This window comes from Pseudomonas sp. FSL W5-0203 (assembly GCF_001896155.1).
Classification (GTDB): Bacteria; Pseudomonadota; Gammaproteobacteria; order Pseudomonadales; family Pseudomonadaceae; genus Aquipseudomonas; species Aquipseudomonas paracarnis.
The window spans coordinates 178,006-190,425 of record NZ_MPOR01000002.1 but is presented as its reverse complement, the minus strand read 5'-3'; the positions used below and the strand labels follow the sequence as shown (position 1 = coordinate 190,425).

At 61.4% G+C, this 12,420-nt stretch carries 15 protein-coding genes; 2 read left to right on the top strand and 13 right to left on the bottom strand.

The genetic code is table 11. From position 1 onward, the window contains the following. Positions 1 to 132: 132 nt before the first annotated feature. The 9 genes from BOP96_RS03120 to BOP96_RS03080 all read right to left on the bottom strand — a co-directional run bounded on the left by BOP96_RS03120 (position 133) and on the right by BOP96_RS03080 (position 6,899). Positions 133 to 456: a DUF3392 domain-containing protein gene (locus BOP96_RS03120; protein WP_003195099.1), complete on the bottom strand. Its 324-nt coding sequence runs from the start codon at positions 454 to 456 to the stop codon at positions 133 to 135. Positions 457 to 475: 19 nt separating this feature from the next. Further along, a complete protein-coding gene (hemW, locus tag BOP96_RS03115; protein WP_019817756.1) occupies positions 476 to 1,678 on the bottom strand; it encodes a radical SAM family heme chaperone HemW in 1,203 nt (400 codons plus the stop codon). Further along, positions 1,675 to 2,271: an RdgB/HAM1 family non-canonical purine NTP pyrophosphatase gene (gene rdgB / locus BOP96_RS03110; RefSeq protein WP_032872958.1), complete on the bottom strand. Its 597-nt coding sequence runs from the start codon at positions 2,269 to 2,271 to the stop codon at positions 1,675 to 1,677. Before rdgB ends, hemW begins: the two co-directional genes overlap by 4 nt. Then, positions 2,268 to 2,702: a DUF4426 domain-containing protein gene (locus tag BOP96_RS03105; RefSeq protein ID WP_014720331.1), complete on the bottom strand. Its 435-nt coding sequence runs from the start codon at positions 2,700 to 2,702 to the stop codon at positions 2,268 to 2,270. The genes rdgB and BOP96_RS03105 overlap by 4 nt, the downstream gene beginning before the upstream one ends. A 21-nt stretch (positions 2,703 to 2,723) precedes the next feature. Further along, on the bottom strand, positions 2,724 to 3,344 hold the full coding sequence (gene metW, locus BOP96_RS03100) for a methionine biosynthesis protein MetW (protein ID WP_003195091.1): 621 nt from the start codon (positions 3,342 to 3,344) through the stop codon (positions 2,724 to 2,726). 7 nt (positions 3,345 to 3,351) lie between these two features. Continuing rightward, positions 3,352 to 4,491 (bottom strand): homoserine O-succinyltransferase MetX, encoded by a 1,140-nt coding sequence (gene metX, locus BOP96_RS03095; RefSeq protein WP_019817754.1) that lies wholly within the window; start codon positions 4,489 to 4,491, stop codon positions 3,352 to 3,354. A gap of 255 nt (positions 4,492 to 4,746) precedes the next feature. Then, positions 4,747 to 5,334: a YggT family protein gene (locus BOP96_RS03090; protein ID WP_003195087.1), complete on the bottom strand. Its 588-nt coding sequence runs from the start codon at positions 5,332 to 5,334 to the stop codon at positions 4,747 to 4,749. Between the two features lie 25 nt (positions 5,335 to 5,359). Beyond that, entirely contained in the window at positions 5,360 to 6,178 is an 819-nt protein-coding gene (proC, locus tag BOP96_RS03085) for a pyrroline-5-carboxylate reductase (protein WP_073451799.1), read from the bottom strand. Between the two features lie 34 nt (positions 6,179 to 6,212). Further along, positions 6,213 to 6,899 carry a YggS family pyridoxal phosphate-dependent enzyme gene (locus tag BOP96_RS03080; RefSeq protein WP_014720328.1) on the bottom strand — a complete coding sequence of 229 codons (687 nt, stop codon included), beginning with the start codon at positions 6,897 to 6,899 and terminating at the stop codon, positions 6,213 to 6,215. Positions 6,900 to 6,956: 57 nt separating this feature from the next. On the opposite strand from BOP96_RS03080, the gene BOP96_RS03075 reads away from it, so the two are divergent. Next, positions 6,957 to 7,991 carry a type IV pilus twitching motility protein PilT gene (locus BOP96_RS03075; protein ID WP_014720327.1) on the top strand — a complete coding sequence of 345 codons (1,035 nt, stop codon included), beginning with the start codon at positions 6,957 to 6,959 and terminating at the stop codon, positions 7,989 to 7,991. A gap of 148 nt (positions 7,992 to 8,139) precedes the next feature. On the opposite strand, the gene BOP96_RS03070 is transcribed toward BOP96_RS03075, so the two are convergent. After that, positions 8,140 to 8,778 (bottom strand): C40 family peptidase, encoded by a 639-nt coding sequence (locus BOP96_RS03070; protein WP_003195078.1) that lies wholly within the window; start codon positions 8,776 to 8,778, stop codon positions 8,140 to 8,142. 249 nt (positions 8,779 to 9,027) lie between these two features. Here BOP96_RS03070 and BOP96_RS03065 point away from each other — a divergent pair, with 249 nt between their 5' ends. Next, positions 9,028 to 9,456: an NINE protein gene (locus BOP96_RS03065; RefSeq protein ID WP_003195076.1), complete on the top strand. Its 429-nt coding sequence runs from the start codon at positions 9,028 to 9,030 to the stop codon at positions 9,454 to 9,456. 43 nt (positions 9,457 to 9,499) lie between these two features. On the opposite strand, the gene BOP96_RS03060 is transcribed toward BOP96_RS03065, so the two are convergent. The 3 genes from BOP96_RS03060 to pyrR are packed head-to-tail and all read right to left on the bottom strand — an operon-like array spanning position 9,500 to position 12,303. After that, positions 9,500 to 10,771 carry a dihydroorotase gene (locus BOP96_RS03060; protein WP_014720326.1) on the bottom strand — a complete coding sequence of 424 codons (1,272 nt, stop codon included), beginning with the start codon at positions 10,769 to 10,771 and terminating at the stop codon, positions 9,500 to 9,502. Beyond that, entirely contained in the window at positions 10,768 to 11,772 is a 1,005-nt protein-coding gene (locus BOP96_RS03055) for an aspartate carbamoyltransferase catalytic subunit (protein ID WP_014720325.1), read from the bottom strand. The genes BOP96_RS03060 and BOP96_RS03055 overlap by 4 nt, the downstream gene beginning before the upstream one ends. Positions 11,773 to 11,796: 24 nt before the next feature. Continuing rightward, the gene (gene pyrR, locus BOP96_RS03050) at positions 11,797 to 12,303 is read right to left on the bottom strand and encodes a bifunctional pyr operon transcriptional regulator/uracil phosphoribosyltransferase PyrR (protein WP_019817751.1); all 507 of its coding nucleotides are present in this window, start codon (positions 12,301 to 12,303) and stop codon (positions 11,797 to 11,799) included. Positions 12,304 to 12,420 lie beyond the last annotated feature (117 nt).

The following is a 12,420-nucleotide window of genomic DNA, read 5'->3' as shown; positions in this document are numbered from 1 at the left end:
ATCAGCTTGAAACGCAATCAAATGTGGGAGCTGGCTTGCCTGCGATAACATCACCTCGGTATCACTGATACACCGAAGTGTCTGTATCGCAGGCAAGCCAGCTCCCACATGTGTTTTGTAGTGCCTGCTGGGTCAGCGGCGGTCTGCTACCACGCCAATCAACACCAGCACCACGATCAACACCGGCGCCAGGCTGTAGTTATTGAACTGGCTCAATCCCCGCACAATCCACGGCGTAGCGTAGATCAACGCCGCACCACTGCCGATCAGGCACAGCAGGGCCATCAAGGGTACGCGCAAGGCGCCGGCGATGCTGCCCAGGCGTGCTTCGACCCAGCCCTTGATGTCGGCGCCGAACAGCACCAGCAAACAGCCCACAAGGGCCAACGAGATTTCCGACAGGTTGCTACGGCTCCAGCGGGATACGGTGGCGAGCAGGTCGAGTACCAGATCCATTCGATTTCCTTAAGAGCTATCAGCTCAAAAACTTCTGCAACAGGTCATTGAGAAAGAGTTGCCCGCGGTCGGTGGCCGCCAGGCGTGACGGTTCGACCTGCATTAATCCACTTTGTTCTGCGTCGCGGCGGCCTTCATCGAGGCTCGCCAGGTCAAGGCCGGTGCGCTCGGCGTAGAGGTTGGCATCAACCCCTTCGGTGAGGCGCAGCGCGTTCATCAGGAACTCGAACGGCAGTTCATCGTTGGTCAGTTCTTTCGCGCCGGCCTGGAAGCTTTTGGCCGGGTTGAGGTAGTCCTTCGGTGCACGGGTTTTCCAGGTGCGGATGATGCGCCCGTCCGGGTGGCTGAGCTTGCCGTGGGCGCCGGCGCCTATGCCGATAAAGTCGCCAAAGCTCCAGTAATTGACGTTATGCCGCGCCGGCCGCCCCGGTTGGGCGTAGGCCGAGACTTCATATTGTGCGTAACCGTGTTCGGCGAGCAGTGCCTGGCCGGCTTCCTGGATATCCCACAGCGTGTCGTCTTCCGGCAGCGCGGGTGGCTGGTTCCAGAACACGGTGTTGGGTTCCAGGGTCAGTTGGTACCAGGACAGGTGCGTCGGCTTGAGTGCAATGGCCTGGCGCAGGTCGCCCAAGGCGTCCTCCAGGGACTGGTTGGGCAGGCCGTGCATCAAGTCCAGGTTGAAGTTGTCGAACCCGGCCTGGCGCGCCATGCCGGCTGCGCGCACGGCTTCATCGCCATTGTGGATGCGGCCCAGGGCTTCGAGCTTCTCTTGCTGGAAGCTCTGGATGCCGATGGACAGGCGATTGATCCCCAGTTTGCGGTACGCCACGAACTTCTCTTGTTCGAACGTACCGGGGTTGGCTTCCAGGGTGATCTCGATATCGTCGGTAAACGGGATACGCGTTTGAACGCCCTTGAGCAGGCGGCCCAGTGCAGCAGCGCTGAACAGGCTGGGCGTGCCGCCGCCAAAGAAGATCGAACTCAGTTTACGGCCATACACGGCGTGCAGGTCTTGGTCCAGGTCGGCCAGCAGGGCGTCCACGTACTCTTCTTCCGGCAGCACTTTGCTGGCGGTGTGGGAGTTGAAGTCGCAATACGGGCATTTGCGCACGCACCACGGGATATGGATGTACAGCGCCAGGGGCGGCAGATGGGGCAGGGCCGCCCGTGGTGTTTGCGCGCCACCGTGGATCAGCGGCTGCGCAGAGGTGTTCTGGGTCATTTCAAGCCCAGGCGCTGGCGCAGCAACGCCATGGCGCGGGCGCGGTGGCTGATCTGGTTCTTGTCGGCCGGGCTCAGTTCGGCGCTGGAGACATTGCGCTCCGGCACCCAGAACAGCGGGTCATAGCCAAACCCATGCTCACCGCTGGCGGCTTGCAGGATGCGCCCGGGCCACAGGCCTTCGCACAGAATCGGCAACGGGTCATCGGCATGCCGCACCAGGGCCAGCACGCAGACGAACTGCGCACCACGCTCGGCCTCCGGCACGTCCTTGAGGGCGTCGAGCAGCTTGGCGTTGTTGGCTGCGTCGCCCTTGCCGTCGGCGTAACGGGCGGAGTAGATGCCAGGGGCGCCGCCGAGGAAGTCCACGGCCAGGCCCGAATCATCCGCTAGGGCCGGCAGGCCAGAGATACGCGCAGCATTGCGGGCCTTGAGGATGGCATTCTCGACGAACGACAGGCCGGTCTCTTCCGGTTCGACCTGGCTGAACTCGCCAATCGAACGCAGGTGCACAGACTCACCGAGCATGGCTTGCAGTTCTTTGAGTTTGCCGGCGTTGTGGCTGGCGAGTACGAGTTGGGTAAGGTTCATCATTCGGCCGGGAACAGTTCTTGGTTGAATTGGAAACCGTGGGCCTTGCCGCCGGTTTCAACGTTGATGGTAAACGTCTTGTATTCCCGCTGGGTCACCGAGTAGGGCGCGAGGTAGCTGATGCCGCTTTTCTCTTCGATCTGCTTGAACGTCAGGATCTCGCTCTTGCCGCCCAAATCCTTGACCGTGCCAGTGACTTGCGCGGCCACCGGGCTTACGCCCTTGATCACGGTCACGTTGATCAACCCCTTCTCCTTGCTGCGCACCACACCGACTTTTTGGGCGGTCTCAGCGGGCAGGAAGCTTGAAGTGAAGGTGTTGTAATGAACGGTGATATCGCCGAAGTCTTTTTTGCGATTAGCGTCGATAGCGTCGGCGGCCATGGCGCTGGCGCCCAGGCATGCGGTCAATAGAAAAATAGCCAAACGACTCATGAACGTCCCTCTTGAAGATGATTAGACGGCAACTTTGTGGTCGGTCAGGCCAGGGCTGCTGACCCGGTAGATACCAATTTCGCCCAACAGGTTGGGCCATAGCTTACTCGCCCAGCCGTGGCGGTGCTGTTGATCGACGGCAAGGCGGTTGATCACCTTGGCTTCACGCTCGCCACACAGGGCTTCGAAGTCTTCGAAGGTGCAGAAGTGGATGTTCGGCGTGTTGTACCAGGTGTACGGCAGGAAGTCGGAGACCGGCATGCGCCCCTTGGTGGCCAGGTACCAGCGGCAGCGCCAGTGGCCAAAGTTGGGAAAGGTGATGATGCATTGGCGGCCCACGCGCAGCATTTCGTCGAGGATGCGGTCCGGGTAGTGCACCGCTTGCAGGGCTTGGGTCATCACCACGATATCGAAGCTGTTGCTGGCAAAGTTGCCCAGGCCCTTGTCCAGGTCCTGCTCGATCACGTTGATGCCCTTGGCCACGCACTGGGCGATGTTGTCCGGGTCGTTTTCCAGGCCGTAGCCGGTGACTTGCTTGTGGTCGCGCAGCCAGCTCAGCAATTCGCCATCGCCACAGCCCAGGTCGAGCACGCGGCTGCCGGCGGGGATCCAGTCTTGGATGATTTCCAGGTCGGCTCTCATGGCGTTCTCACAGTGCGATTCGGTTCATGTAGTTGCTAAAGGCCTGCAGGTAACGCGGGATCGGAATCAGGAAGGCGTCGTGGCCTTGCGGTGCATCGATCTCCAGGTAGCAGACGTCTTTCTTGGCGGCCATCAGGGCATCCACCAGTTCGCGGGAGCGTGCCGGCGAAAAGCGCCAGTCGGTGGTGAACGACATCACGCAGAACTTGGCCGTGGCGTGCTCGAAGGTTTTTGCCAGGTCGTCATCGTGGTTGGCGGCCGGGTCGAAGTAGTCCAGAGCCTTGGTCATCAGTAGGTAGGTGTTGGCGTCAAAGCGCCCTGAGAATTCCTCGCCCTGATAACGCAGGTAGCTTTCCACCTGGAACTCGACGCTGTGGAAGTCGTAGTTGAGCTTCTCGCTCTTGAGGCCTCGGCCGAATTTCTCGCCCATGGAATCGTCGGACAGGTAGGTAATGTGGCCGACCATCCGCGCCAGCATCAGGCCGCGCTTGGGGATCACGCCCGCTTCCTGGAACGAACCGCCGTGGAACTCGGGGTCGGTGAGGATCGCCTGGCGCGCCACTTCGTTGAAGGCGATGTTCTGCGCCGACAACTTGGGCGCCGAGGCGATGGCCAGGCAATGACGCACGCGGTCCGGATAGGTGATGGTCCATTGCAGGGCCTGCATGCCGCCCAGGCTGCCGCCAATCACGGCGGCCCACTGGCTGATGCCCAGCAGGTCGGCCAGGCGTGCCTGGCTGTGCACCCAGTCTTCCACGGTCAGCACTGGGAAGTCGGCGCCGAACGGTTTGCCAGTTTCCGGGTTGAGGCTGCTGGGGCCGGTGGAGCCGTTGCAGCCGCCGAGGTTGTTCAGGCTGACCACAAAGAACTTATTGGTGTCGATGGGCTTGCCGGGGCCGATGCAACTGTCCCACCAGCCGGGCTTGCGGTCGTCAACGCTATGGAAGCCGGCGGCGTGATGATGGCCGGATAAGGCATGGCAGATCAGCACGGCGTTGCTCGCCGTGGCGTTCAGTTGGCCATAGGTTTCGTAGATCAGGTCGTAGGCTGGCAACGAACGGCCGCAGGCCAGGGCCAGGGGTTCGCTGAAATGCGCCACTTGTGGCACGACCAGTCCAACAGAATCGGGGGGGAAGGCAGCTGGCATCGACCCTGCTCTCGTTTAAATGAGGCGTAAGTCTAAAGAGCGGGGACCCTAGCGGCAAGCAATGGTCGGGGGTTAGCGTGATCGTTCCCACGCTCCGCGTGGGAATGCCTCTTGGGACGCTCTGCGTCCTGCCCTGGTGACGCGGAGCGTCACGGGCTGCATTCCCACGCAGAGCGTGGGAATGATCAGCACAAGCCATGCTATCGCAGACAAGCCAGCTCCCACACAAGCCAACTCCCATAGGGGCTACGGCATTCAGATCAGGCCAAACAACTCTTTTGGCATGTAAGCAAAGTAGGCCAGGCGCGGAATCACCCAGCTTTGCAGCAACTGAATCACGATAAACGCGAAGATCGGCGAGATATCCAGGCCACCCAGGTTCGGAATCAGGCGACGGAAGGGTGCCAGCACGGGCTCGGTGATCTGAGCCACCAATTCGGCACCTGGGCTACGGCTGCCCGGTGCGACCCAGGAGAGGATCACGCTGATGATCATCGACCAGAAAATGATCTTCAGGAACAGCGAGAAAATCCCGATCAGGCCCCATGGCAACAGCAGGACGGTGAAGGCCTGGTAGCCATTGAGCATCAGGATCACCACGAACAGCAGGATTTGCAGCAGCAACGCCAGCACCAGCGACGACATGTCCAGGCCGAACAGGCTCGGGATCACTCGGCGCAGCGGCTTGAGCAGTGGTTGGGTGGCCTTCACCACGAACTGGCACAGCGGGTTGTAGAAGTTTGCACGCACCAGTTGCAGGATAAAGCGCATCAGCACGATCAGCAGGTACAAGCTGCCCAGGGTCTGGATGATGAAAATGGCAGCGTCATTGATTCCGAGCATGTTTGATTACCTTGGTAAGGGACGACTATTTGCCCAGTTGCTCAGCCATCTCGGCTGAACGATGTGCGGCGGCACCCAGTGCTGTTTCCACCAGGGCTTCAAAGCCCCCGGCCTCGAACGACTCGATAGCCGCTTGTGTGGTGCCACCGGGCGAGGTGACGCGACGGCGCAGTTCGGCGGCATCCACCTCGCTGCCGACCGCCATTTTCGCGGCGCCCAGGGCGGTTTGCTCCGCCAGTTGCTCGGCCACGTCGTGGGGCAGGCCCAGCTTGACACCGGCGGCGGTCATGGCCTCGATCAGCAGGAAGAAGTAGGCCGGGCCACTACCGGAAACGGCGGTAACCGCATCCAGTTGCTGTTCCTGCTCCAGCCACACGGCGAGGCCCACCGCAGACAGCAGTTCCTGGGCCTGGTCACGTTGCTGCGCGGTGACTTCGCCGGTGGCATACAAACCGCTGACGCCCTGGCGCAGCAGCGCCGGGGTGTTGGGCATGCAGCGCACGATGGGCTGGGCGCCGAGCCAGTTGGTCATGCTGGCGCAGGTGATGCCAGCGGCAATCGACACCACCAATTGGTGAGGTTGCAGACTCGGGCGCAGGCTCTCGCACACAGCCTTCATGGCCTGGGGCTTGACCGCCAGCACGATCACATCGACGCCGTGGATGGCCTCGGCATTATCAGCGAAGGTCTGGATGCCGTGTTCGGCGCTGACGCGCTCGCGGGTCTCGGCGCCCGGGTCGCTGGCGCGGATCTGCTCGGCGTCCAGGCCCTTGGCCCGCAGGCCACCGATCAGGCTGGCCGCCATGTTACCGGCGCCGATAAAGGCAATACGCGTGTTGCTCATGACAGGTCCTTATTTTCGAGGGATGTCAGCCATTTCACGGCTGGCCGTAGTCGCGGGCGCCAAACAGCGCGGTACCGATCCGCACCCAGGTGGCGCCTTGGGCAATGGCCGACTCAAGGTCGTGGCTCATGCCCATGGAAAGTGTGTCCAGCGCCAGGTTCAAGCTGGCTTGCAGGTCGCGCACCGTGGCAAACGCCGCATCCTGCTCTGCCCGATCTTCAGTCGGCTCGGGAATCGCCATCAAGCCCCGCAGCTTCAAGCGCGGCAGGGCGCTGATCGCCGTGGCCAGAGCCGGCAGGTCGGCGGGTGTGCAGCCGGACTTGCTGGCTTCGCCACTGACATTGACCTGAATGCAGATATTGAGCGGCGGCAGGTCGGCCGGGCGTTGTTCGGACAGGCGTTGTGCGATTTTCAGGCGGTCCACGGAATGCACCCAAGCGAAGTGCTCGGCGATAGCGCGAGTCTTGTTCGATTGAATGGGGCCGATGAAGTGCCAACTCAAGGGCAGGTCGGTTAAATCCGCCTGTTTGCCCAGGGCTTCCTGCAGGTAGTTTTCGCCAAAGTCGCGCAGCCCGGCGGCATAGGCTTCGCGCACTGCCTGCGCGGGTTTGGTCTTGCTCACGGCCAGCAGGTGGATGCTGCTTGCGTCACGTTGCACGGCGTCGGCTGCGGCGCGGATGCGCTGGCTAACCAGGCCGATGTTGTCTGCTATCGTCGACATTCAAGATGCGCCCGTGGATATGGAGTCCGCGGCATTCTACTGGAAATGGAAAGCCCTATGGATATCACGCAATTGCTGACGGCCAGCGTAAGCCGAGGCGCCTCAGACCTGCATCTGTCAGCTGGCCTGGCACCGATGCTGCGCATTGATGGCGAGGTTTGGCCGCTGGATGGGCCAGCGCTGGACGCTACCCAAGTGGTCGACTTATTGAGCCCGTTGCTGAATAAACATCAACAAAAGGATTTCGAAACATCTCTTGAAACGGATTTTGCCTTCGAATTGCCAGGCGTCGCCCGGTTCCGGGCGAACGTGTTCCGCCAGGATCGCGGCGTGGGTGCAGTGTTCCGGGCTATTGCGACTGAGGTCCAGAGCCTGGAGGCGCTGGGATTGGGCGAGGTGTTCCAGCGTATCGCCCGCCTTCCTCGCGGCCTGGTGCTCGTGACCGGGCCCACCGGCTCGGGCAAGTCCACGACCCTGGCGGCGATGATCGACGACCTCAACCGGCATCGACGCCAGCATATCCTCACGCTGGAAGACCCCATCGAGTTTATCCACAGGCCGAAACTGGCGCTGGTCAACCAGCGCCAGGTGCATCGTGACACCCACAGTTTCTCGGTGGCCCTGCGTTCAGCCCTGCGAGAAGACCCGGATGTGATCCTGGTGGGTGAATTGCGCGATCTGGAAACCATCCGCCTTGCGCTGACGGCGGCAGAGACCGGGCACCTGGTGTTCGGCACTCTGCACACCTCGTCGGCGGCAAAGACGATAGACCGGCTGGTGGACGTCTTCCCGGCCGGGGAAAAGGCCATGGTCCGCTCGATGCTGTCGGAGTCGTTGCAGGCGGTGGTCTCTCAGGTGTTGGTGAAGAAGGTGGGCGGTGGGCGTGTGGCCGCCCATGAAATCATGCTGGGTACGCCGGCGATTCGTAACTTGATCCGTGAGGACAAGGTGGCGCAGATGGTTTCGGCAATTCAGACCGGTGGGGCGTTGGGGATGAAGACCCTGGATATGAGTTTGAAGGCGTTGGTGGGCGCGGGCCTGGTCAGTCGGGAAGAGGCGCGGGAGAAGGCGAGGGTGCCGGCAGATATCTAAAACGCACAGATACACAATGTGGGAGCTGGCTTGCCTGCGATAGCGGACTGTCAGGCACTCTCTCTGCCAACTGACACACCGTCATCGCAGGCAAGCCAGCTCCCACATTTGATTGCATTTCAAAGGGGGAGCTTCAGTGGTGCCTGGCTTAGCGCTGCACGATCCGCAGGTTGCTGTTCTGCTCTTTAGGCAGTACCCGCTTGGCAATCACGTAGTTCTTGTCCCAGAACGGCTTTTTCAGCGTGTCGATGCTCACCGACTTGCCACGGCGCGGTGCGTGAATAAAGCGGTCATTGCCCAGGTAGATGGCAACGTGGTTCACCTGGCGGCTCTTCAACTTGAAGAACAACAGATCGCCCGGCTTCAGGTCTTTGCGGTCAACCTTCAACCCATGGCCGGCCGCCATGGCGTTGGAGGTGCGTGGCAGGTCCACCGCTTTTACATCGTTAAATGCATATTTCACCAGCCCGCTGCAGTCGAACCCTTTACTTGGGCTGCTGCCGCCCCAACGATAAGGTGTACCGAGCACGTTGACGGCACGGCTCAAGACGTTGCTGCTTTGCTTGGTGTTCACGGCCAGCTGGGTGGAAAGCACTTTGCCGTGGGCCTTGCTCAGTTGAGTCGGGCGGCTGACGGTCGGCTTTGCCGCTTTGGCAGTGCTGGGCGTGCTATGGACTTTAGGGGTGAAACCGTTAACGTTCGGAAGTCGTTGCTCACGATTGGTGGCGTGGGCGGCCAGTGGCATTAATAGGCAAATGGTTAGCCATGTCTTGAAAAATGGTCGCATTAGGCGTGGCTCTTATGGGTTTGCGCGCAACTTTATAACAGCTTTTTGTGCTGTTCTCAGGCCGTTTGTCGACTGAACCTTGGGGTCAAATTCAGGAAAAACGCGACGATTCGCCGCAATTGTCCTACACAAGGCAGGCGGTACAAGGCTTTGAGGGCAGGAAGATACCATTTACCGTACGTCGGGCGCCCGTAAAAAAGTCACAAAGAAAATGAAAAAATTTATCTATCGACGCAAAAGAGGTCCTTCATGAACACCTATCAACAGGTTGGTCAGCAGCACGACACCCACAGTAAGGCGATTGGTTACCTACTGTGGATTTTCGGTTTTACCGGGGCTCATCGCTTCTATTACGGCAAGCCGGTGACCGGTACGATCTGGTTTTTCACCTTCGGCTTGCTGGGTATTGGCTGGCTGATCGACTTGTTCCTGATCCCGGCCATGGACCGTGAAGCCGACCTGCGTTTTACCGCTGGGCCCATTGAATACAACGTGGCCTGGATTCTGTTGGCGTTCCTGGGGGTGTTTGGTGTGCACCGTATGTATCAGGGCAAATGGATCACCGGCCTGATCTACCTGCTGACCGGTGGTTTGTTCTTGGTTGGGGTGCTGTATGACTTCTGGACGCTGAACACGCAGATCTCGATCCGCAATGCCGAGCGCAACAGCGGGCGCTGAGCACTGATCGTTCCCACGCAGAGCGTGGGAACGAGCTTGCGCGTCAAGCCTGGTAGCTGATCCGCCCATCCATCAAGGTGTACCGCACCGTCGCTGGCAGGCTGTGGCCGATGAACGGGCAGTTTTCGCCCTTGGACAACCAACGCTCACCAGCCACCGTCGAGCTTGCCAGGTCGAACAGCACCAGGTCCGCCGGTGAACCCACCGCCAACTGGCCCGCTGGCAAGCGCAGGGCCTCGGCCGGGCCGGCGCTCAGGCGCGACAGTAGTGTCGGCAAGTCCAGCAAGCCGTCTTCCACCAGCGTCATCGCCAATGGCAGCAACAACTCCACGCTGCTGATGCCCGGCTCGGTCGCGCCAAACGGTGCCAGCTTGGCGTCTCGCTCGTGAGGTTGGTGATGGCTGGAAATCGCCGACACCACACCCGACTTCACCGCCGCACGCAAACCGTCACGGTCTGCCTTGGTGCGCAGCGGGGGCTGTACGTGGTAAAGGCTGGAGAAGTCGATCAGCGCCTCATCCGTCAGGATCAGCTGGTACAGGGCGACATCCGCAGTTACCCGCAAGCCACGGGCCTGGGCCTGGGCGATCAGAGCCACGCCCCGGGCGCTGGTCAACTGGCTGAAATGCGCACGCACGCCGCTTTGTTCCACCAGCAACAGGTCACGGGCGAGGGCCACGGTTTCTGCGGTTTCCGGAATGCCCGGCAGGCCGAGGAAGCTCGCCACTGCGCCTTCATGGGCCAGGCCGCCTTCGGCCAGGTCGCGGTCTTGGGAATGGAAGATCACCGTCAAGTCGAACGTGGCCGCGTATTCCAGGGCGCGGCACAAGGTGCGCGTGCTGCGAAAGCTTTCCAGGCCATTGCCGAAGGCCACGCAACCGGCGTCACGCAGGGCGATCAATTCGGCGAGTTGTTCGCCATCCAGGCCCTTGCTCAAGGCGCCAATGGGAAACACTTTGCAATTGCCGGCTTCGCGGGCGCGGTCGAGGATCAGCTCGGTCACAGCAGAAGTGTCCAGTACCGGCTTGGTATTGGGCGGGCAACACAGGCTGGTCACGCCACCGGCTGCCGCGGCCTGGGTTTCGCTGGCGATGTTGCCTTTGCGACTGTAGCCCGGTTCACGCAGGGCGACATTCAAGTCCACCAGCCCAGGTGCGGCCACCAGGCCCTTGGCGTCAATGCTCTGGCCGGCGTTGAAGCCGGCGGGGGCGGCGCCGATGGCGACGATCTTGCCGGCGTCCAGGTGTAGATCGGTAACTTGGTCCAGGCCGCTGGCCGGGTCGATGACTCGGGCGCCGAGAATGCTGAGCTTCACTGGGCCTGCTCCTGCTCGAATTGACGTTGCGCGGTTTGTCCGCTCATGGCCATGGACAGCACGGCCATGCGCACGGCGATGCCGTAGGTCACTTGGTTGAGAATCACCGATTGTGGGCCGTCGGCCACCGCCGACTCAATTTCCACGCCGCGGTTGATTGGCCCCGGGTGCATCACGATGGCATCCGGCTTGGCCTTGGCCAGGCGTGCGGTGGTCAGGCCGAACAGGCGGTAGAACTCACCTTCGCTGGGCAACAAGCCCCCGGCCATGCGCTCGCGTTGCAGGCGCAGCATGATCACCACGTCCACATCCTTGAGGCCTTCGGCCATGTCGGTGTAGACCTTCACGCCATACTGTTCGATGCCGATGGGCAATAGGGTCTTGGGCGCGATCACGCGGATATCCGGGCAACCCAGGGCCTTGAGAGCCAGCATGTTCGAACGTGCCACCCGCGAATGCAGGATGTCGCCGACGATGGCTACCGAGAGGTTTTCAAAGCTGCCCTTGTGCCGACGAATGGTGAGCATGTCGAGCATGCCCTGGGTCGGGTGCGCGTGACGGCCGTCGCCGCCATTGATGATCGCCACGTTCGGGCACACATGCTCGGCGATGAAATGCGCAGCGCCGGAGTCGCCGTGGCGTACCACGAACATGTCGGCGGCCATGGCTTCCAGGTTGCGCAAGGTATCGAGCAGGGTTTCGCCCTTGCTCGCCGACGAGGTGGACACGTTCAGCGTGATCACATCGGCCGACAGCCGCTGGGCCGCCAGTTCAAAGGTGGTGCGGGTGCGGGTGGAGTTCTCGAAGAACACGTTGCAGATGGTTTTGCCGCGCAACAGCGGGACTTTCTTCACTGCCCGGCCACCGACTTCCAGGAACGAGTCGGCGGTGTCGAGGATTTCGGTGAGCAGTTCGCGGGGCAAACCGTCGAGGGACAAGAAGTGTTGCAACTGGCCCTGAGCATTGAGCTGCAGCGGGCGCTTGGCATCTAGAGGCGTCATCGCGGGGACTCTTTACAAGGCGGTTTAAAGGGCAAGGTCTTGCAGTTCGAGTTCGAGCGGCGTAGGACCGGACAATTTTACCCGCTGCTGGGGTGCAAGCGACAGGGTTGCACCCACGACGTCCGGGCTGATCGGCAGTTCGCCAGCATCCAGGTCCAGCAGGCACACCAGGGTCACGCTGGCAGGGCGGCCATAGTCGAACAATTCGTTCATGGCGGCGCGGATGGTGCGGCCGCTCATCAGCACGTCGTCGATCAATACCAGGTGCTGGCCTTCGATCTCGAAGGGCAGGGCCGATGGGCGCACTTGTGGATGCAGGCCGTTCTGGCTGAAGTCGTCGCGGTAGAAGGACACGTCCAGGGTGCCCAGAGGCGAATCGCTGCCCAGTGCTTCCAGCAATGCCTGGGCTACCCACACGCCACCGGTGCGTATGCCGATAAAACGCGGTTCGCTGATGGCACGGTGTTCCAGGTGCGCCTTGAGGCGTATCGCCATCTGGCTGATCAGTTCGGCAGGGTTCGGCAAGCTCATGGTGGCTCCTTATCAAGTGTGTAGGAGCGAGCTTGCTCGCGAAAAACTCATGGGCACCGCGTTCATCCAGTCTTCGCGCGGTATCGTTAACGTTCTTCGCGGGCAAGCCCGCTCCCA

Coding starts and splice junctions, on each gene's coding strand:
- hemW (WP_019817756.1), bottom strand. CDS start 1,678: ATGACCCAGAACACCTCTGCGCAGCCGCTGATCCACGGTGGCGCGCAA.
- BOP96_RS03070 (WP_003195078.1), bottom strand. CDS start 8,778: ATGCGACCATTTTTCAAGACATGGCTAACCATTTGCCTATTAATGCCA.
- BOP96_RS03105 (WP_014720331.1), bottom strand. CDS start 2,702: ATGAGTCGTTTGGCTATTTTTCTATTGACCGCATGCCTGGGCGCCAGC.
- BOP96_RS03075 (WP_014720327.1), top strand. CDS start 6,957: ATGGATATCACGCAATTGCTGACGGCCAGCGTAAGCCGAGGCGCCTCA.
- BOP96_RS03120 (WP_003195099.1), bottom strand. CDS start 456: ATGGATCTGGTACTCGACCTGCTCGCCACCGTATCCCGCTGGAGCCGT.
- pyrR (WP_019817751.1), bottom strand. CDS start 12,303: ATGAGCTTGCCGAACCCTGCCGAACTGATCAGCCAGATGGCGATACGC.
- metX (WP_019817754.1), bottom strand. CDS start 4,491: ATGCCAGCTGCCTTCCCCCCCGATTCTGTTGGACTGGTCGTGCCACAA.
- rdgB (WP_032872958.1), bottom strand. CDS start 2,271: ATGATGAACCTTACCCAACTCGTACTCGCCAGCCACAACGCCGGCAAA.
- metW (WP_003195091.1), bottom strand. CDS start 3,344: ATGAGAGCCGACCTGGAAATCATCCAAGACTGGATCCCCGCCGGCAGC.
- BOP96_RS03055 (WP_014720325.1), bottom strand. CDS start 11,772: ATGACGCCTCTAGATGCCAAGCGCCCGCTGCAGCTCAATGCTCAGGGC.
- BOP96_RS03065 (WP_003195076.1), top strand. CDS start 9,028: ATGAACACCTATCAACAGGTTGGTCAGCAGCACGACACCCACAGTAAG.
- BOP96_RS03090 (WP_003195087.1), bottom strand. CDS start 5,334: ATGCTCGGAATCAATGACGCTGCCATTTTCATCATCCAGACCCTGGGC.
- proC (WP_073451799.1), bottom strand. CDS start 6,178: ATGAGCAACACGCGTATTGCCTTTATCGGCGCCGGTAACATGGCGGCC.
- BOP96_RS03080 (WP_014720328.1), bottom strand. CDS start 6,899: ATGTCGACGATAGCAGACAACATCGGCCTGGTTAGCCAGCGCATCCGC.